Raw genomic sequence first — 18,358 nt, 5'->3', positions numbered from 1 at the left:
GGGCGAACCCGTTAGATGTCGAGGAACCGCACGTCTTTCGCGTTCTTCTGAATGAATGTGCGGCGGCTTTCGACGTCTTCGCCCATGAGCGTGGAGAAGATCTCGTCGGCGGCGGCGGCGTCATCGAGCGTGACCTGCATCAGTGTGCGGGTCTGGGGGTCCATGGTGGTTTCCCAGAGCTCTTTGTAGTCCATCTCGCCGAGGCCCTTGTAGCGCTGGATGCCGTTGTCTTTCGGGATGCGTCGGCCGGCGGCGATTCCGTCGGCGAGCAGTGCGTCGCGCTCCCGGTCGCTGTAGACGTATTGGTGCTCGGCGTTGGTCCACTTGAGACGGTAGAGCGGCGGCTGCGCGAGGTAGACGTAGCCCTGGTCGATGAGCGGCCGCATGTAGCGGAACAGCAGCGTGAGCAGCAGCGTGGTGATGTGCTGGCCGTCGACGTCGGCATCGGCCATGAGCACGATCTTGTGGTAGCGCGCCTTGTCGGGGTTGAAGTCTTCGCCGATGCCGGCGCCGAACGCCGTGATCATGGCCTGAACTTCGGCGTTGCCGAGGGCGCGGTCGAGGCGCGCCTTTTCGACGTTGAGGATCTTGCCACGCAACGGCAGGATCGCCTGGGTCTCGGGGTTGCGCCCCTGCACCGCCGAACCGCCGGCCGAGTCGCCCTCGACGATGAAGATCTCGGAGATGGACGGGTCTTTCGACTGGCAGTCCTTGAGCTTGCCGGGCATGCCGCCACCCTCGAGCAGACCCTTGCGGCGCGCGGTCTCACGCGCCTTGCGGGCCGCGAGGCGCGCCGTGTTGGCCTGCATGGCCTTGCGGATGATCTCTTTGGCCTGCAGCGGGTTGCGACCGAACCAGTCGCCCAGCTGATCGCCGGCGACCTTCTGCACGAACGCCTTGGCCTCGGTGTTGCCGAGCTTGGTCTTCGTCTGGCCTTCGAACTGAGGCTCGCCGAGCTTGACCGAGATGACGGCGGTCAGGCCCTCGCGCACGTCTTCACCCGACAGGTTGTCGTCCTTCTCTTTGAGGATGCCTTTTTCCCGGGCGTACTTGTTCACGAGCGAGGTGAGCGCGGCTCGGAAGCCTTCTTCGTGCGTGCCACCTTCGTGCGTGTTGATGGTGTTGGCGTAGGTGTGCACGCTCTCGGTGTATGCGGTCGTCCACTGCATGGCCACCTCGAGCGCGATCTTGCGCTCGGTGTCTTCGGATTCGAAGGAGATGACGTCGTCGTGCACCATCTCGGAACGCTTGGCCTGGTTCAGGTATTCGACGTAGTCGACGAGGCCGCGCTCGTAGAGGAACACGTCGGAACGCTCGGCGTTCTCCTCGACCGTGACGTCTTCGCCCTCGGTGGCCGCGTCTTCACCGGTCTCGACGACGACCTGGCCGGCGCGCTCGTCGCGCAGGGCGATCTTGAGGCCCTTGTTCAGGAACGCCATCTGCTGAAAACGCGTGCGCAGCGTGTCGTAGTCGAAGTCGACGGTCTCGAAGATGTCGTCGTTCGGCCAGAACGTGATGGTCGTGCCGGTCTTGTCCGACGCCTCGCCCTTTTCGAGGGGCGCGTCGGGCACACCATTCTGGAAGCTCTGACGGTAGACGTTGCCCTGGCGTCGCACCTCGACATCCAACTTCTTGGAAAGGGCGTTGACGACCGAGCTGCCGACGCCGTGCAGACCACCCGATACGGCATATCCGCCGCCGCCGAACTTGCCGCCGGCGTGCAGGATGGTGAGCACGACTTCGACGGTCGACTTCTTCTCGACGGGGTGGATGTCGACCGGGATGCCTCGACCGTTGTCGATCACGCGGACGGCGCCGTCGGCGAGGATCGTGATGTCGATGGTGTCGCAGTAACCGGCGAGGGCCTCATCGACGGAGTTGTCGACGATCTCGTACACGAGGTGGTGCAGACCGCGGGGGCCCGTCGAACCGATGTACATACCCGGGCGCTTGCGAACGGCTTCGAGCCCCTCGAGAACCTGGATATCGTTGGCGCCGTATTCGTGCTGCGTCGTACCGCTTTTCGGTTCTGATGACATATGAAATTGGGCTCCAAACCGTCTGTTACTCGACAGTCGATTCTATCAGTTGAGTCCCAGTTCACGGGCGTATTTGGCGATCTGAGCCACTATTTTCGCGTGGGTGACCTGTTTTGTCCGGTTATCCGTAGGTATCGCGCACGCCGCGCCCTTGAACCGATCTGAGGCCCCGTTTGAAGGATGGGACGTCCGGCCCGAGAAAGCGGATGCTCTGAACCCCGGCTTCGGGAAAACGCTTCACGATGTGGGTCATGATCTCGACGCGCATCATGCGCAGCTGCGTGGCCCACGCAGTGGAGGCGCACTGCACGATGAGCACGCCCTCTTCGACGCCCACCGGGGTGGAGTGGTTGGCGGTCTCTTCGCCCGCCAGCTCGGCCCACCGATCGACGAGCTCGCTCTGCGCGAGCGGTGAATCCCAACCGAGTTCGGAGGTGAGCGACATGACCACGTCGCCGAGGCCGCGGGGCTCGCGGCCCTTGCCATAGGGCACCGTGTCGGCATCCACAGTCTCGCGCCGTTTGCGTCCCTTATATCTCGGGCGTTCGCCGGCGAAGATCTCTTTGAAGTGCTCGTAGACCCTTACGGCCTCGGTGTTGTCAGCCACGGTCGGCCCCGGGTTCCGCGTCGGCGCCGGCGGCGGCGGCGGTCGAGGGTTCACTCGAGGGTTCACTGGAGGCTGCCGCGCTGGCCGTCGCGTTATCGTTCGAGGCTGCCGCGTCGCTCGTTCCGACGATCTCGCCCGCGGCGATCCGCACGGTGCGCGCCGTGAGCTGCTCGGGCACATCGTCGAGCACGGCCGCGGTGATGAGCACCTGTTCGTAGCCGGAGATGGCCTCGGCCAGGCGGCGGCGGCGCGACTGGTCGAGTTCGGCGAACACATCGTCGAGGATCAACACGGGATCGCCCAGGTTGGATTCGCGGCGCAGCAGCTCGGCCGACGCCAGCTTGAGCGATAACGCGAACGACCAGGATTCGCCGTGGCTCGCGTATCCCTTCACCGGTAGGCCGTTCAATTCGAAGAGGAGGTCGTCACGGTGCGGTCCGACGAGCGTGACTCCGCGGTCGAGTTCTGCGCGGCGACGCTCGGCGATGCGGCGACGGAAAGCCTCGGCGACCTCGGCCGGTGTCGGCAGAGCGGCACCGGAACCGCCGGTCGCGGACGCAGTACTGTCGACGCCATTCGACGCCGGCCCGAACTCAACCAAACCGCCAGACGCAGCGGATGCCGGAGCCGGGGCGTTCGGAAAACCGTCGTCGTCGGCATCCACACCGTCGACCGACATGATGAGACTGATGCGAGGCCCGTGGTCTTCGCCCACGACGGAGCGATAGGCGGCCTGGAGCGGCGCGGCCATCTCGGCCACCAATCGGCTGCGTGCACCGATGATCTCGGTGCCCAGCGTGATGAGTTTGTCGTCCCACACCTCGAGCGTCGACAGTTGAGACTCTTTCAACCCCGACCCGCGGGCGGACTTGAGGAGCGTATTGCGCTGGCGCAGCGTGCGGTCGTAGTCGGCATAGACCCCGGCCATGCGCGGTGTGCGCAGGACGATGAGTTGGTCGGCGAACTTGCGCCTGGCCGATGGGTCGCCGCGCACGATGCCCAGGTCTTCTGGTGCGAACAGCACGCTCGAGAAGTAGCGGGGCAGCTCGCGCGGTTTGATCTGGCCGCGGTTGACCTGTGCCCGGTTGGGAGTGGAGCGGTTGATCTGCACCTCGGCCAGCAGGTCACGCCCGTTGTGTTCGAGGCGGGTGCGGATGATCGCGGAGTCACGGCCGGCCCGGATCATGGCCTGATCCGACGACACCCGGTGCGAACCGAGGGTGCTCAGGTATCCGATGGCCTCGACCAGGTTGGTCTTGCCCTGGCCGTTGCGACCGATGAAAAGGTTGGTGCCGGGCGCGAGTTCGACATCGGCCGCCGCGTAGTTGCGGAAATCAGAGAGGGTAAGGTGCCGAACGATCACGCCGTCACCTTACCCTCGTCATCCGTCACTGGAACCTCGGCCCCAGCGGCAGAGGTGTTAGTCGTTCGCCTTGACCGCGTGGCCGCCGAACTGGTTGCGCAGGGCCGCGACCGCCTTCATGGCGGGCGAGTCGTCCTGGCGCGACACGAAGCGCGCGAAGATCGACGCGGCGATCGTCGGAACGGGCACGGCGTTGTCGATGGCTTCCTCGATGGTCCAACGGCCCTCGCCGGAGTCTTCGACGTAGCCCTCGATCTTGGCGAGCGTCGGGTCTTCCTTGAGTGCACGCACGAGGAGTTCGAGCAGCCAGGACCGCACGACGGTGCCGCGCTGCCAGGCCTCGAAGGTTCCGGGGACGTCCTTGATCAGGTCGCTGCGCTTCTCGAGCAGCTCGTAGCCCTCGGCGTAGGCCTGCATCATGGCGTACTCGATGCCGTTGTGCACCATTTTGGCGTAGTGGCCGGCGCCGACCTCGCCCACGTGCACGAAGCCTTCTTCGCGGGGGCCTTCGGGTCGCAGCGCGTCGAACACGGGCATGACGCGCTCGACCTGCTCGGCCGAACCGCCGACCATGAGGCCGTAGCCGTTGTCGACACCCCAGACTCCGCCAGAGACACCGGCGTCGATGTAGTCGATGCCCTTCTCGGCGAGCAGGGCGGCGTGCTTGAAGTCTTCGGTGAAGCGGCTGTTGCCACCGTCGATGACGAGGTCGCCGGCTTCGAGGTGCCCGTTGAGCTCTTCGATGACCGAGTCGGTGATCTGACCGGCCGGAACCATGACCCACACGGTGCGGGGTGCCGGCAGGGCCTGGACGAGCGCTTCGACCGTGGGCACGTCGGTGACATCGGGGTTACGGTCGAAACCGGTCACCTCGACGCCGGCCTCGCGCAGGCGGGTGCGCATGTTGTTTCCCATTTTGCCGAGACCGATGAGGCCAATGTGCATTGCAATCACGCTTTCTTCTGTTGACTTAGCGCAGCAGCAGGTTGGGCTGCAGCAGGTACTTGTAGCTGTCGGCGCCCGGCTGGTCCTTCGAGCTCTGGCTCGTGATCAACATGGGTCCCGGCTTGTTCGTGTTCTCCGACTTGGTGAACGAGAAGCGCACGAATTCGCTGCGGACGGCGTTCAGACCGTCGATGAGGAACTGCGGCTTGAGTGAGAGCACGATGTCGTCGCCGGTCAGGAGAGCGTCGATGCTCTCGGATGCCTGCGCATGTTCGCTGCCGACGGCCTCCATGATGAGTCCGTCGATGGTGAAACTGAAGCGGAGCGCAGCTTCGCGCTCGAGGACGAGGGATACGCGGCGCACGGCCTCGATCAGCTCGGCCGTGTTGATGACCGCGTAGTTCTCGGTGTTCTCGGGGAACAGGCGGCGCACGGGCGGGAACGAACCCTTGATCAACAGCGAGGTGACGGTCTTCTTGTCGGCGCTGAAGGCGATGAGTTCGCGGTCGTCTTTGTTGGTGAAGCTGACCGAGATGGTGCCGGAGTGCCCGAAGGTCTTGCCGACCTCTTGCAGGGTCTTGGCCGGGACGAGGGCCGTGAAGTCGCCGCCCTCGGATGTCCCGTTGTCCCAGTCGATGTTGCGCACGGCGACGCGGTATCGGTCCGTTGCGACCAGGCCGAGCGAGTTGTTCGAGACTTCGAGCTGCACACCCGTGATGACGGGGGTCACATCGTCGCGCGACGCGGCGACGGCGACCTGGGCGACGGCCGTTGCGAACTCTTCGGCGGGAACGAGGCCCGACTGTTCGTCGACCTGAGGAACGCTGGGGTACTCCTCGACGGGCATCGACAGGAGCGTGAAGTTGGCCGACCCACACGAGACGAGGATGCGGTTCTCGTCGGTGCTGAACTGCACGGGGGCGTTGGGCAGGCGGTTGGCGATATCGGCCAGCAGACGACCGGAGACGAGCACCGTTCCGGCTTCTTCGACATCGGCCTGGATCTGAGTTTGTGAGGAGACCTCGTAGTCGAAGCTCGAGAGCACGAGACCGTCTTCGCGGGCGTCGATGAGAACACCGCTCAGGATCGGAAGGGTCGTGCGCTGGGGCAGGAGCTTGACGGCGAACGAGACGGCTTCGCTGAAGACATCTCTGTTGACGCTAAATCGCACAGTGGTTCCCCTGTCATTTCGAGGTACGAGTCGTCACCATGTTAGCCGGATGCCTGGATTGCTGTAGTTCCACGAACCGACGTCGTTCGGCCCGGCCGCAAAAGGTTGTCGGCCAGAGAAATGTTTAAAGAACTGTTAATGGTGTTAACGCCTGTGGATAATGTGGATAACTCGGTGGAGAGCGCTCAAACACTGGGAACTACAACCGTGTGACTTGTTGACAGGGTGTGAAACGGGTGGGGATGCCGGTGCCGAAGAATTCCGCACAAACACGGGTCTATTCACAGGCCGTGGTCGAGTTTCAACAGACACGCCCGGAGTAATCCACAGTTATCCACAGGTTGTCCACATTGTGTAACACGGCCGTAATTCGCTTCTCCCCAGCCTGTGGATTACTTCTTAGCCTGTGGATAACTCGAGGCGAATCGCCGCGTTTCGGCACCTGTGCGGACGCAATCGTGAGCATGGCTTGTGTGAAACGGGTTCAAGACCGTCAGCGGCCGGCATCCCAAAAAAATTCGAGGCAATCGCGATCTTCCGGTGAAACGTCGTCATCCAGCCCCCGAAGCGCGGTCCCCAGGTTCTCGAGGGGTCGTCGTCCGGGCGCTCAGGATCGTTTCTGGAGAACGTTTTGGTCGTTCTGACGTCGCCGACGGGCGCTGGAACCGCGCAGACGAATGGCCACACAGACAGCGGGGCCGGCAGAGCACGCCGGGGAGGGCGTCGAAGTGCCTCTAGTTTCGGCGCGTGCCGGCGCACATCGAGGCACGTCAGGGAACATCGAGGCACGTCGAAGCAACGAGGTGCCTAGAGCGACGCTGAGACGTGTCAGCGTCAGGAGGGAGCGCAACGAACGGGTGGCCCTGCGGCGCAACAGATCAGTTATTGAAGCGGTGACCCTGCTTGATGCGGCTGGTTAGTTCGGTGACCTGGTTATAGATGGAACGACGCTCCTGCATGAGGTCGCCGATCTTCTTGTTCGCGTACATGACCGTGGTGTGGTCTCTGTTGCCGAACAACTGGCCGATCTTCGGCAGCGAGAGGTTCGTGAGCTCACGACACAGGTACATGGCAATCTGGCGCGCAGTGGCTACGGCTTGGGAGCGAGAGGAACCATAGAGATCGTCGACCGTGAGCTTGAAGTAGGCCGCGGTCGTATTGATGATGTCGACGGGCGCAATCACATTGTCGTCGTCGAGCGTGACGAGGTCCTTCAAGACCGTCTGCACGAGCACCATATCGATGGGCGTGCGATTGAGGCTCGCGAACGCGGTGACGCGAATGAGCGTTCCTTCTAGTTCACGGATGTTCGACGACACCTTGGTGGCGATGAACTCGAGCACCTCATCCGGAATCTGCAGTTTCTCGCTCTGCGCCTTTTTACGCAGGATGGCGATCCGCGTCTCGAGGTCGGGCGCTTGCACGTCGGTGATGAGGCCCCACTCGAAGCGCGAACGCATGCGGTCTTCGAATCCGGTCAGGGCCTTCGGGGGCAGGTCGCTCGTGATGACCACCTGCTTGTTGTGGTCGTGCAGCGTGTTGAAGGTGTGGAAGAACGCTTCCTGCGTCTCGGCGCGACCCTGCAAGAACTGGATGTCGTCGATCAGCAGGATGTCGATGTCGCGGTAGCGCGCCTGGAACACCGAACCGCGGTTATTCGCGATGGAGTTGATGAAGTCGTTCGTGAACTCTTCGCTACTCACATAGCGCACACGCACACCGGGATACAGGCTCATCGCATAGTGACCGATGGCGTGCAGGAGGTGGGTCTTGCCGAGCCCCGACTCGCCATAGACGAACAGCGGGTTGTATGCCTTGGCGGGAGCCTCGGCTACCGCGACCGCTGCAGCGTGGGCGAACCGGTTCGACTGACCGATCACGAAGTTGTCGAACGAATACTTCATGTTCAGGCGCGTGTCGTTTTGCCGGGGCGGCAGAACGGGTTCGGATGGCGCCATGCCGCCCGCTCCCGCATTGACACCGTTGATGCCGCCCATGCCGTTGCCGGGGAACTGCGACTGCGGAGTGTCGATGTAGCCCTGCGGCTCGGAAGCTGCCACCGCGGCGGCCGTCTCGGCATAAGCCTCGTACTCTTCCTCGATGATCTCTGGGTTCACGACCACCGCAAAGGTGCTCGCGCCGTATTGACCTTCGAGGGATGTCAGCGCCTGCAGAAGCGGAGCACGCATGCGCATGTTCAGCTGGCCCGCGGTGAATTCGTTGGGCACCTCGAGGTAGACCGTGCCGGCCATGACGCCCTTGGGCACCACCAGGTTGAGGAAGCCGTGGAGCGGCGGAGTGATGCGTTCGTCAGTGGCGAGTACGCCGAGCACGTCTTGCCACATGCGCGTGGTTGGATCGGTAGCGTCTGACATACATCCTCGGGAAGTTATTCACAGGTTTATCCACCGATGCTCGCACATGCCCGCAATGATCGGGAACTCGGCGCAGAAAGCTGGGGATAACTTCCCCAACGGTAACCACCATGGAGTGATCCGGCCAAATTTACTCCACGAGGCCCCGCGTGTCAGCATCCGATTTCCCCGTGAGTTCGTCCATAATCGTAGATTGGTCTGCCCTCGGTTTGACCGCACGGCTTCGAGGCCGTAGTTTTAATCAGTTGACGTATGCCTCCGGGCGCTAAATCTTTCCCTGTGATCCCTATGTCGCAGTGAGATCCCAAGTGGAGTGAAAACTATGAGCAAGCGAACTTTCCAGCCGAACAACCGTCGTCGCGCCAAGGTGCACGGCTTCCGTCTGCGTATGCGCACCCGCGCCGGCCGCGCCATCCTCGGCGCCCGTCGCCGCAAGGGGCGCACCGAGCTCTCCGCGTAACAGCGCAGCTACGGTTCTCCGTGCTCGCCTCCTCGCATCGAATCACCCGCGGCGACGACTACCGACGTGTAGTGCGACGCGGCAAGAGGCGCGCGGCGGCGAATACGGTCACCTACATCACGATGAACCCGAATGGCGGACTCCCGCGGTTCGGGTTCATTGTTGCAAAAAACGTAGGTAATGCGGTTCACCGCAATCGTGTCCGCCGACGCCTAAAGGCAGCGGCCTATGCGCTCGTTCCCACTGTTGCCGAAGGAACGGATGTGGTGGTGCGCGCTTTGCCGCAAGCATCCGATGCATCGTTCAGCGATCTGAGCGCCGAGCTCGCCCGCGCCATGGCACCGAAGGATGCGCGATGAACGCCGTCGTCGATTCGGTACTGCTCCTCCCCCGCAACTCGGCCGTGGCGGCGCTCAAGGCTTATCGCACAGTGATCTCACCGCTTTATGGCGAGGTGTGCAGGTATTATCCATCGTGTTCTGCATATGCAGTCGCGGCGATCCAGCAGCACGGTGTGGTGATCGGATCGGCGCTCGGAGCCGCTCGTATCGCACGGTGCCACCCGTGGGCGGCCGGCGGGGTCGACGATGCGCCCGCAAGAAAGAACTTCCGTTACGACGTCACCCCGCACGGGTTCGTCATTACGAACAGCCAGAGAAAGGCGTAACCCCGCAATGGACCTTCTGTCGACCATCCTCTGGCCACTCAAATGGGTGGTCGAGCTGTTGCTCGTCGCCTGGCACTGGGTGTTCAGCGCCATCGGCCTCGACCCGGCAGCCGGTCTGACGTGGGTTCTCTCGATCGTCGGGCTCGTGCTCGTCGTTCGTGCCGCGCTCATCCCGTTGTTCGTGAAGCAGATCAAGAACCAGCGACGCATGATGGAGGTCGCGCCCCAGCTGAAGAAGATTCAGGAGAAGTACAAGGGCAAGAAGGACCAGTTCTCGCGTGAGGCAATGAGCCGCGAGACCATGGAGCTTTACAAGAAGACGGGCACCAACCCGCTCGGCTCGTGCCTTCCCCTCCTCGTGCAGATGCCGATCTTCTTCGCCCTGTTCTCGGTGCTGAACGATGCTCAGCATTCCAAGGAGGGTGTCGGACCGCTAAACGCCGAGCTCGCCGACCAGTTCGGCGATGCGTCCCTGTTCGGCTTCGCTCCCCTGCACCTCAGCTTCTCGGGTGCCATGAACGCCGTAGGCGGCCCCGAGGTCGGGGTCATGATCGTCGCAGCCATCATGGTCGTGCTGATGACCGCCTCGCAGTTCATCACCCAGCTGCAGATCGTCTCGAAGAACATCTCGGACGAGACCAAGGCCAGCCCGATGTTCCGCCAGCAGAAGGTCCTGCTCTACATCCTGCCTTTCGTCTTCCTGTTCTCCGGTTTCACGTTCCCGCTGGGCGTCATGTTCTACTGGCTGACCTCCAACATCTGGACGATGGTTCAGCAGTTCCTCATCATCCGCAACATGCCGATGCCCGGAACCGAAGCGGCCAAGCAGCGCGAAGAACGGCTGGCACGCAAGGGAAAGCTCGTTGTCGAGTCCCCGTCGGCCGAGACCGTCGTCGTGCAGGAGAAGAAGCCCACGCAGCGCCAGCAGCCCATGGGCAAGAACCGTGCCAAGAAGACCGGCGGCGCCCCCGGCTCCCCCAACATCAAGAACGGAAGCTAGACGGATGTCTGACACCACCCACGCCGAGGAACGCGTTCTCGACGAAGCCCCCACTCTGTCCCAGCTCGAAGAAGAGGGCGAAGTCGCGGCCGACTACATCGAAGAGTTCCTCGACATCTGTGATTTCGACGGCGACCTCGACATCGACGCTCGCAACGGACGGGCCTACGTGGGCGTCACGGCGACCGACAACAGCAGCCTTCGCGTGCTGGCGAAGACGGATGTCGTGAACGCTCTGCAGGAGCTCACGCGCCTTGCCGTCCAGAGCAAGACTGGCGCTTTCTCGCGACTCATTCTCGACATCGGCGGTTCGCGCGAGGCGCGTCAGCAGGAGCTGACCGAGCTCGTCGAGCGCGCGATCGAACAGATCGAGGCCGGCGCGCAGTCGGCGGCCCTGCCTCCCATGTCGAGCTATGAGCGCAAGCTCGTGCATGACGTGGTCTCCGAGCGCGGCTTCGTGTCGGAGTCCGAGGGTGAAGGTCGCGACCGTCACACCGTGATCACGCGCTCCTGACGTGGCACTCTCTCCCCAGATCCTCGAGGCGCTCGAGCCTGAGCCCGCAGCGGCAGGAACGGTCATCGGCGATCGTCTCGATGCCGTGCGTGCTTTCACGCACAACCTTGCGCAGCACGGCGAGGAGCTCGGTCTCATCGGACCGCTCGAACTCCCCCGTCTGTGGACCAGACACATCCTCAACTCGGCCCTGTTGGGCCCGCTGCTGAGGCCCGGTTTGGTGGGCGATATCGGTTCGGGCGCAGGCCTGCCCGGTCTTGTTTTGGCGCTGCAGCGTCCTGACGTGCAGTTCGTGCTGGTCGAGCCGATGGAGCGCCGCACGGACTGGCTGTCGTCGCAGGCGCGAGAGCTGGGTCTTGAGAACGTCGAGGTGCGTCGTGCTCGTGCCGAGGAGTCTGGTCTCGAAGGTCAGCTCGACCAAGTGACCGCGCGCGCGGTCAGTGCTTTCAAGAAGCTTCTTGCGTTGACTGCTCCCCTGGTGCGTGACGGCGGTGAGCTCGTGCTCCTCAAAGGCGCAAACGCTCAGGCCGAGATCGACGCCGCCGTTCGCGAGATCAAGAGATACCGTGTGAAGGATGTCCGAGTGGAGCTTCTGGGCGAGGGTGTCGTCGCTGAGCCCACCCGTGCGCTGCTGGGTACCGTTCGCTAATAAGCGATGGGGTTGTCCGGGTGGCCGCGGTGGATACGCATTGGGTGCGCCTGCCCGGTGCATCCACCCGTTCTATATTGACGGATTCGATGCCTTTTATTGGCCCCTCATCAGGGTTTTACTGTCCGCGTACGAGGTTGGAGTAGTGGACTTCATTTAGCCGTTCGCGTGCGAGCGTGGGCGAGCACTTCGCCTCCCTTCGGTATTCGCCAGACTGCTCGCGGTGTACGTCTCGCATGGTCAGTCGCCGTCGTCGTGACGTGGAGACCGCGGTCGATCTCAACATCGTATGGAAGCCCCCCCGGCCGCAGGACTAGTGCAGGTGTGGTCAGCTACTGACGGTGAGCGGTTTTCCGAACCGGCGATCCGGCGTTCCCAGCAGCATGTTTCACGTGAAACATGGGCGATGGGTCGCGGTACCTCAATCCGAGTGACGCGCTCTGTCGGGACGATTCGGCTGGCCCTGGGTTGATCGCGTTTTACGGACTGACGGTGGGGATCTCGTTTGAGTGGTTCGCATGGCTCCGTTCAGTTTCACAGAGCCGTTTCACGTGAAACATCCGAGTGGGATCCTGGTACCTCGATCCGAGTGATACACCCTGTTGGGATGGTTGGGATGGTTCGGATGTTCGCTGATTGACCGGGGGTTACGCACTGGCATTGAGGATCTTCTTCGAGCGCTGCGCGGAGTCGGTTGCGGTTCCCCCAGGCCTGCTTCACGCGAAACAAGGGCGGAGGCTGTGAACAATGAGTCGTGCATAGGACTCCAATCGGAGGACTCCGATCGATGCATGTGAGGTGCGGGGCTCGGGCTGACTCGAAAAGCATTAGGGTTCTCGCGGTCGAAGCGGAAACTCCGTATTGCCGGGCCCGGATTCGGGTTGGACAACGTGTCGGCGGGCAATTCGTCGAATTCGCGAACGGTCACTGGGTTGACTGGACAGGCGACGTCAAGCGGGCGGTTTCTACGTATGCTCAGTCGACACCAGAGCCCGTTCTCTTTATGGCGTCATTCCGAGGAGGCCTTCATGTTTCACGTGAAACATATCTGGGGGCGCGGCGCGCTGGCTGAGAAACATGATCCGGCGCCCATATTGCGGAGAGTCACTGGCCGTGCGCCGCGCGCGAGAGAGGCTCGCCCACAGGGCGGGGCAGGGCAGGGCGGCGTTCGGCAGCCGAGCAGTCGACAGGTGATACCCCTCTCCTGTGTTCGGCTGACATCTTGCAAGCGGTTCCGCTTGTCGAGACAAGGGGTCGAAGCGGATTTACGACTGTAAGGACGGTGTCATGTTGGCATGGCTAGGCGACTTGTGCCGAAAAAACCGGGCTGAGATTGATTCTAAGAGCTCCTCGGTTGAACTGACATCAACGAGAATCGCGCCTTCTGGACCGAATATCGACGCTCCCGACCTCGAATCGGATGCCTGACCGTAAGTCTGAGCGTCCGGTGGCGACGGTCATCGGTGCTGTCCGGTACGGTTGATATGACCCCGACACAAGAAGGTTTCACGTGAAACAATCAGAGCCAAGCGGCGACGACATGAGCTTCGGCTCATTCGAGGATTCCCCGCTGGCGCGCGAGCTGGCCGACCTCACGAAGCGACGCAAGCGCGTCGCGGATGTGACGGCACCGCTCCCCCGCACGACCCGAGTCATCACGGTGTCCAACCAAAAAGGCGGTGTGGGTAAGACCACGACGGCCGTTAACGTTGCGGCTGCGATGGCCAAACTGGGTGCGCGCGTTCTAGTGATCGACCTCGACCCTCAGGGCAACGCCTCGACGGCCCTTGGAGTGCAGCATCACGCTGATGTGCCGAGCGTCTACGACGTCCTCATCGACGACTTTCCTCTCACGGAGGTCATCCAACAGAGCCCCGAGTTCGACACGCTCTTCTGTGCGCCCTCCACAATTCACCTGGCTGGAGCGGAAATCGAACTCGTATCGCAGGTAGCGCGCGAGCACCGTCTGCGAACGGCTGTCGAAGACCTGCAGCGCACCGTCGAGCAGCCCTATCACTACATTTTCATCGACTGCCCACCGTCTCTCGGTCTACTGACGATCAACGCGTTCGTGGCGGCATCCGAAGTCATGATCCCGATTCAGTGCGAGTACTACGCGCTGGAGGGATTGAGTCAGCTGTTGGGCAGTATTGAGTTGATTCAGAAGCACCTCAACCCGGCGCTTTCCCTGCAGACGATCCTGCTGACGATGTTCGATGGGCGCACGAATCTGGCCAACCAAGTGGCCGACGATGTGCGCAGCCACTTCACCGACAAGGTGCTGCAGGCGGTCATTCCCCGTGCCGTGCGCATCTCTGAGGCGCCCAGTTTCGGCCAGACCGTCATCTCGTACGACCCGTCATCGCTCGGTGCAATCTCCTACCTCGAAGCGGCCAACGAAATGGCGCGCCGGTACGGCGACAAACTCACAACTTCCCCGCAGAACTAAGGAGCGCAACAAACATGGCGACGAAACGAACAGGACTCGGCCGGGGCATCGGCGCCCTGATCCCGACCGCTCCCGAAGGCTCTGCCGCACGGCCGGTTGATGTGTTCTTCCCGCAGAGTGATGCGTCGAAGGCCACTGCCGCGGCCAAAGCTGCTTCGGCGGCAGAGCAGGCGGAGGGCGATTCAGTCACTTCGGCTGCGGATGAGAATCCGAGCCCGGAGACCAACAACTCGTCGGACCTCGTGGCCGTGCCCGGTGCACGGCTCGCGAGCATCGCGCAGTCCGACATCGTCCCCAACGCCGTTCAGCCGCGGACCTATTTCGACCCTGAGCACATGTCCGAGCTCATCCACAGCATCCGCGAGGTGGGTGTGCTGCAGCCGATCGTCGTGCGCTCACTGCCGGGTTCGGAAGGCAAGTACGAGCTGATCATGGGCGAGCGTCGTCTGCGCGCCTCGCAGGAAGCCGGCCTGACGACGATCCCCGCGATCGTCAAGGACACCGCCGACGAGGACATGCTGCGCGATGCTCTTCTCGAGAACCTGCACCGGTCCCAGCTGAACCCGCTCGAAGAGGCCTCGGCCTACCAGCAGCTGCTCGAAGATTTCGGCATCACGCAGGAACAGCTGGCTGAGCGCATCGGACGATCACGCCCGCAGATTTCGAACACCCTTCGCCTGCTCAAGCTGCCCGCAACCGTTCAGAGCCGGGTAGCATCCGGTGTGCTGAGCGCCGGTCACGCGCGCGCCGTCCTCGCCGCCGGTGATGTCGAGGCCATGCAGAAACTCGCCGACAAGATCGTGAACGAAGACCTGTCGGTGCGCGCGGCCGAGGCCGCCGTGAGCCAGTCCTCGGCGAAGAAGAGCAAGCCGTCGGCCGGCAGCCGCCGCGGGGTTCTGGATGACATCGCCGATCGTCTCGGCGACCGGCTCGACACGCGCGTGCGCATCGGGCTCTCCGCCAAAAAAGGCCAGATCGCGATCGATTTCGCCACTATCGGCGACCTCAACCGTATTCTCGGAATCCTGGGCGAACCCGGTTACGGCGACACGGCAGCTTCGGCAGAGAAGAAGTAGTACAACCAGCTGAACAGGCGTAGTAGGAGGCGGCCGTGGTGAAAACCAGGCCGCCTCTTGTCATGGCCCTGGCGTAGAACCGTGCTCACCCGTCAGGACTTGCGTCGCTACCGTCGACAGGGGAACGTGCGACACTCGCGCTCACCATCCCAATCGGGAATCGGCATGTTTCACGTGAAACACGTCAGGCACCCACCGATGAATCGGGGGCGCCTGACGTGGTGAAGGAGGAGCGGAGTGTCAGCCGCGGGCCGCGAACTCCGCGAGGGCCCCATATGTTTCGGCGAGCGAGCGGCCCGCCGCCTCGATGGCCTGGGGGAAAAGCGATGTCTCGGTCGTGCCGGGAATCATGTTGGCCTCGAGGAACCACACGTCACCCGACGCATCCACGATGACGTCGATGCGTGAGACGTGGCGCAGACCCAGAACCTCGTGCACCTGAAGGGCGACCGCGGATGCGCGAGCCGCCACCGCGTCCGAGACTCGAGCGGGTGCGTAGAACGTGGTCTCGCCCGCGTTGTAGCGCGCCTCGAAACTGTACACACCCGAGACCGGCTCGATCTCGACCGCCGGAAGTGCCTCGGGCCCGTCGCCAGTATCGATGATCGAGATCGCCAGCTCGGTACCTTCGATCTTTTGCTCGACCAGCGCTACATCGGAGTATGTGTAGGCATCGACGAGTGCGCGCGGTAGGTCGGACTCGTCCGCCACGATCGTGACGCCCTGCGCCGAGCCACCCTGCGCGGGTTTCACAACCGACGGTGTGCCGATAGCAGCCGCCAGTTCGACGATCACTCCCCCGGCACCGAGTTCGCGGAAGGTCTCGCGCGGCATGCTGATCCAGGGCGCGGTCTTGATCCCAGCGCGGTCGACCAGGATCTTCGCCGTGGGCTTCGACCAGGCCAGGGAGGCCGCGTGCGGGCCGCTGCCGAGGTAACGGATGCCGCGGGCACCGAGCAGGGCCTGGAGAGCGCCATCCTCACCACTGGCGCCGTGCAGGGCCGGCCACACCAGGTCGGGTCCCGCCTCGAGGATCGCGGCTAGGGTGCCGGCACCCGGATCGAGCAAGCGCACGCGGTGACCGGCGGCCACGAGCTCATCGGCGACGCGGCGGCCAGAACGCAAAGAGACGTCCCGCTCGTGGGAGATGCCGCCCGCCAGGACGACGACGGACAAAGAGTTCTCGGATGACATCGATCGGCCTCTCGGGGATCAGTTCAGGTTCGGCGGGGGTGTGCTGACGTGGCGATCGTTCGAGCGCGACTCGAGCATGCCGGTGCCCGCAAACGTCTCGAGCAGGTCGATCTCGCCGTTGATCACGGTCGCGAGGCGACGGATGCCGACGCGGATGTTCTCGGGCGTCGGGTGGCAGAACGACAGACGCATGGCGTGACGACCGCGGCCATCGGCGAAGAACGCGGTGCCGGGGGTGAACGCCACGAGCTCTTTCACCGCGCGTGGCAGCATCTGCTTGGAGTCCAGCTGATCGGGCAATGACAGCCACACGTAGAAGCCGCCGTTCGGGTCGGTCCACGAGAGGTCGGGCAGGTATTCGGCCAACGCCGACACCATGGCCTTCTTACGCTCGTGGTAGACCCCGCGGAAGGTGTCGATCTGGCCCTTCCAGTCAGCCGTCTTCAGATACTCGGCGACCGTCAGCTGGCTGAACGCGCTGGGCGACAGGATGGCCGACTCGGCGGCGAGGATGAGCTTTTCGCGAATGGCGTGAGGCGCAAGCACCCAGCCCACGCGGAAACCCGGGGCCAGGGTCTTGGAGAACGAGCCGAGATAGATGACACCCTCGTCGTCGATCGAGCGCAAAGCATCCGGAGCAGGTCGATCGAAGTAGAGCAGGCCATAGGGGTTGTCTTCGACCACGAGAATCTCGTTGGCCCGGCAGATCTCGAGAATCTCGGGGCGTCGCTCGGCGCTCAGCGTGATGCCGGCCGGGTTGTGGAAATTCGGGATGGTGTAGAGGAACTTGATGCGACGGCCCTGGCCGCGCAGCTGCGCGATCGTCTGTCGCAGCGCATCGGGGATGAGGCCATCGTCGTCCATGGCGACATGCACGACGGACGCCTGGTAGGACCGGAACACCCCGATCGCGCCGACATAGCTGGGGGCTTCGGCAAGAATTACGTCGCCCGGGTCGATGAAAAGTTTGGTGACCAGATCGAGCGCCTGCTGCGAACCCACCGTGGTCACGACGTTGTCGACGGTGCCGCGGATGCCCTCGAGCGCCATGACATCGAGGATCAGCTCACGCAGAGCCGGCTGGCCGGCACCCGAGCCGTACTGCAATGCCGCGGCGCCCTGCTCGCGCATGACGCGGGCCATGGAGTCGGTGATGACATCGTGCGGCAGGGCCGAAACGTTGGGCATGCCGCCGGCGAGTGACACCACCTCGGGGCGACTGGCCACGGCGAAGAGGGCTCGAACCTCGCTAGCGGACAGGCCGGCGGTGCGCTCGGCGTAGTTCGAATACCACGGGTCAAGGTTGTTCCCGACGGAGCGGGGGGTGCCTGGTTCTTCCACGTCAAATCCGTTCTGATCTCTTCACATGCTATCGGGGCTTCTTGGGTGCTTAAACAAAAGTGACCCGCCCGGCAGATTGCCGGACGGGTCACTCGAGTGCGTCAGGCTATGCCAGGAAGGCGGCCAGGTCGGCCTCGAGGGCGGCTTTGGGCTTCGCACCCACGATGGACTGCACGACCTCGCCACCCTTGAAGACCTTCAGGGCGGGGATGGACGTGATCTGGTAGTCGACGGCGAGTTGAGGGTTCTCGTCGACGTTGACCTTGACGATGTCGAGCTTGTCGGTGTTCTCAGAGGCGATCTGGTCGAGGATCGGCGAGACCATGCGGCAGGGACCGCACCAGGCGGCCCAGAAGTCCACGAGGACCGGCTTGTCGGACTGCAGCACTTCCTGGTTGAAGGACTGCTCGGTTACGGCGCGTGCGCTCATTGTTATCTACTCCTTGTTGGTGGTCGGGTGAGTCTGAACGGCTCGACGTGCGAGCCGGGGATGGTGGCGGCCGGGGAA

At 63.3% G+C, this 18,358-nt stretch carries 17 protein-coding genes; 8 read left to right on the top strand and 9 right to left on the bottom strand.

The genetic code is table 11. The annotated features are described in order from the left end of the window. Positions 1 to 11: 11 nt before the first annotated feature. From gyrB to dnaA, 6 genes are all read right to left on the bottom strand, one after another. Entirely contained in the window at positions 12 to 2,039 is a 2,028-nt protein-coding gene (gene gyrB, locus ACZ6IE_RS14340) for a DNA topoisomerase (ATP-hydrolyzing) subunit B (protein WP_464608508.1), read from the bottom strand. Between the two features lie 121 nt (positions 2,040 to 2,160). Then, positions 2,161 to 2,646, bottom strand: a complete 486-nt coding sequence (locus ACZ6IE_RS14335) for a DciA family protein (protein ID WP_179100230.1) — start codon at positions 2,644 to 2,646, stop codon at positions 2,161 to 2,163. Further along, positions 2,639 to 4,009 carry a DNA replication/repair protein RecF gene (locus ACZ6IE_RS14330; protein WP_464608507.1) on the bottom strand — a complete coding sequence of 457 codons (1,371 nt, stop codon included), beginning with the start codon at positions 4,007 to 4,009 and terminating at the stop codon, positions 2,639 to 2,641. Before ACZ6IE_RS14330 ends, ACZ6IE_RS14335 begins: the two co-directional genes overlap by 8 nt. A gap of 57 nt (positions 4,010 to 4,066) precedes the next feature. Beyond that, positions 4,067 to 4,954, bottom strand: coding sequence for a phosphogluconate dehydrogenase (NAD(+)-dependent, decarboxylating) (gene gnd, locus ACZ6IE_RS14325; protein WP_464608506.1), 888 nt, complete (start codon positions 4,952 to 4,954; stop codon positions 4,067 to 4,069). A 25-nt stretch (positions 4,955 to 4,979) separates the two neighbouring features. Beyond that, the gene (gene dnaN / locus ACZ6IE_RS14320; protein ID WP_077054618.1) at positions 4,980 to 6,125 is read right to left on the bottom strand and encodes a DNA polymerase III subunit beta; all 1,146 of its coding nucleotides are present in this window, start codon (positions 6,123 to 6,125) and stop codon (positions 4,980 to 4,982) included. An 878-nt stretch (positions 6,126 to 7,003) separates the two neighbouring features. After that, on the bottom strand, positions 7,004 to 8,377 hold the full coding sequence (dnaA, locus tag ACZ6IE_RS14315; RefSeq protein WP_464608649.1) for a chromosomal replication initiator protein DnaA: 1,374 nt from the start codon (positions 8,375 to 8,377) through the stop codon (positions 7,004 to 7,006). Between the two features lie 445 nt (positions 8,378 to 8,822). Between dnaA and rpmH the strand changes: the two genes are divergently transcribed. The 8 genes from rpmH (at position 8,823) to ACZ6IE_RS14275 (ending at position 15,315) form a co-directional block, all read left to right on the top strand. Beyond that, positions 8,823 to 8,960, top strand: a complete 138-nt coding sequence (rpmH, locus tag ACZ6IE_RS14310) for a 50S ribosomal protein L34 (protein ID WP_010204566.1) — start codon at positions 8,823 to 8,825, stop codon at positions 8,958 to 8,960. 20 nt (positions 8,961 to 8,980) lie between these two features. Then, positions 8,981 to 9,319: a ribonuclease P protein component gene (rnpA, locus tag ACZ6IE_RS14305; RefSeq protein WP_464608505.1), complete on the top strand. Its 339-nt coding sequence runs from the start codon at positions 8,981 to 8,983 to the stop codon at positions 9,317 to 9,319. Further along, a complete protein-coding gene (yidD, locus tag ACZ6IE_RS14300; protein WP_464608504.1) occupies positions 9,316 to 9,627 on the top strand; it encodes a membrane protein insertion efficiency factor YidD in 312 nt (103 codons plus the stop codon). Before rnpA ends, yidD begins: the two co-directional genes overlap by 4 nt. 7 nt (positions 9,628 to 9,634) lie before the next feature. Beyond that, positions 9,635 to 10,627 carry a membrane protein insertase YidC gene (yidC, locus tag ACZ6IE_RS14295; protein ID WP_464608503.1) on the top strand — a complete coding sequence of 331 codons (993 nt, stop codon included), beginning with the start codon at positions 9,635 to 9,637 and terminating at the stop codon, positions 10,625 to 10,627. 4 nt (positions 10,628 to 10,631) lie between these two features. Then, complete coding sequence (locus ACZ6IE_RS14290; protein ID WP_077054623.1) at positions 10,632 to 11,141, top strand: Jag family protein; 510 nt, start codon at positions 10,632 to 10,634, stop codon at positions 11,139 to 11,141. 19 nt (positions 11,142 to 11,160) lie between these two features. Beyond that, on the top strand, positions 11,161 to 11,790 hold the full coding sequence (gene rsmG / locus ACZ6IE_RS14285) for a 16S rRNA (guanine(527)-N(7))-methyltransferase RsmG (protein ID WP_464608648.1): 630 nt from the start codon (positions 11,161 to 11,163) through the stop codon (positions 11,788 to 11,790). Between the two features lie 1,540 nt (positions 11,791 to 13,330). Next, positions 13,331 to 14,239: a ParA family protein gene (locus tag ACZ6IE_RS14280; RefSeq protein ID WP_464608647.1), complete on the top strand. Its 909-nt coding sequence runs from the start codon at positions 13,331 to 13,333 to the stop codon at positions 14,237 to 14,239. Positions 14,240 to 14,253: 14 nt separating this feature from the next. After that, positions 14,254 to 15,315, top strand: a complete 1,062-nt coding sequence (locus tag ACZ6IE_RS14275) for a ParB/RepB/Spo0J family partition protein (protein WP_464608502.1) — start codon at positions 14,254 to 14,256, stop codon at positions 15,313 to 15,315. Between the two features lie 240 nt (positions 15,316 to 15,555). On the opposite strand, the gene ACZ6IE_RS14270 is transcribed toward ACZ6IE_RS14275, so the two are convergent. From ACZ6IE_RS14270 to trxA, 3 genes are all read right to left on the bottom strand, one after another. Continuing rightward, on the bottom strand, positions 15,556 to 16,509 hold the full coding sequence (locus tag ACZ6IE_RS14270) for a D-alanine--D-alanine ligase family protein (RefSeq protein WP_464608501.1): 954 nt from the start codon (positions 16,507 to 16,509) through the stop codon (positions 15,556 to 15,558). An 18-nt stretch (positions 16,510 to 16,527) separates the two neighbouring features. Next, positions 16,528 to 17,850, bottom strand: coding sequence for an aminotransferase-like domain-containing protein (locus ACZ6IE_RS14265; RefSeq protein ID WP_077054628.1), 1,323 nt, complete (start codon positions 17,848 to 17,850; stop codon positions 16,528 to 16,530). Between the two features lie 106 nt (positions 17,851 to 17,956). Next, positions 17,957 to 18,280, bottom strand: a complete 324-nt coding sequence (gene trxA / locus ACZ6IE_RS14260) for a thioredoxin (protein ID WP_077054629.1) — start codon at positions 18,278 to 18,280, stop codon at positions 17,957 to 17,959. Positions 18,281 to 18,358 lie beyond the last annotated feature (78 nt).

Source organism: Okibacterium sp. AC114, from assembly GCF_979253355.1.
The sequence above is the reverse complement of the archived record's forward strand: the minus strand, read 5'-3'. Positions and strand labels throughout refer to the sequence as shown.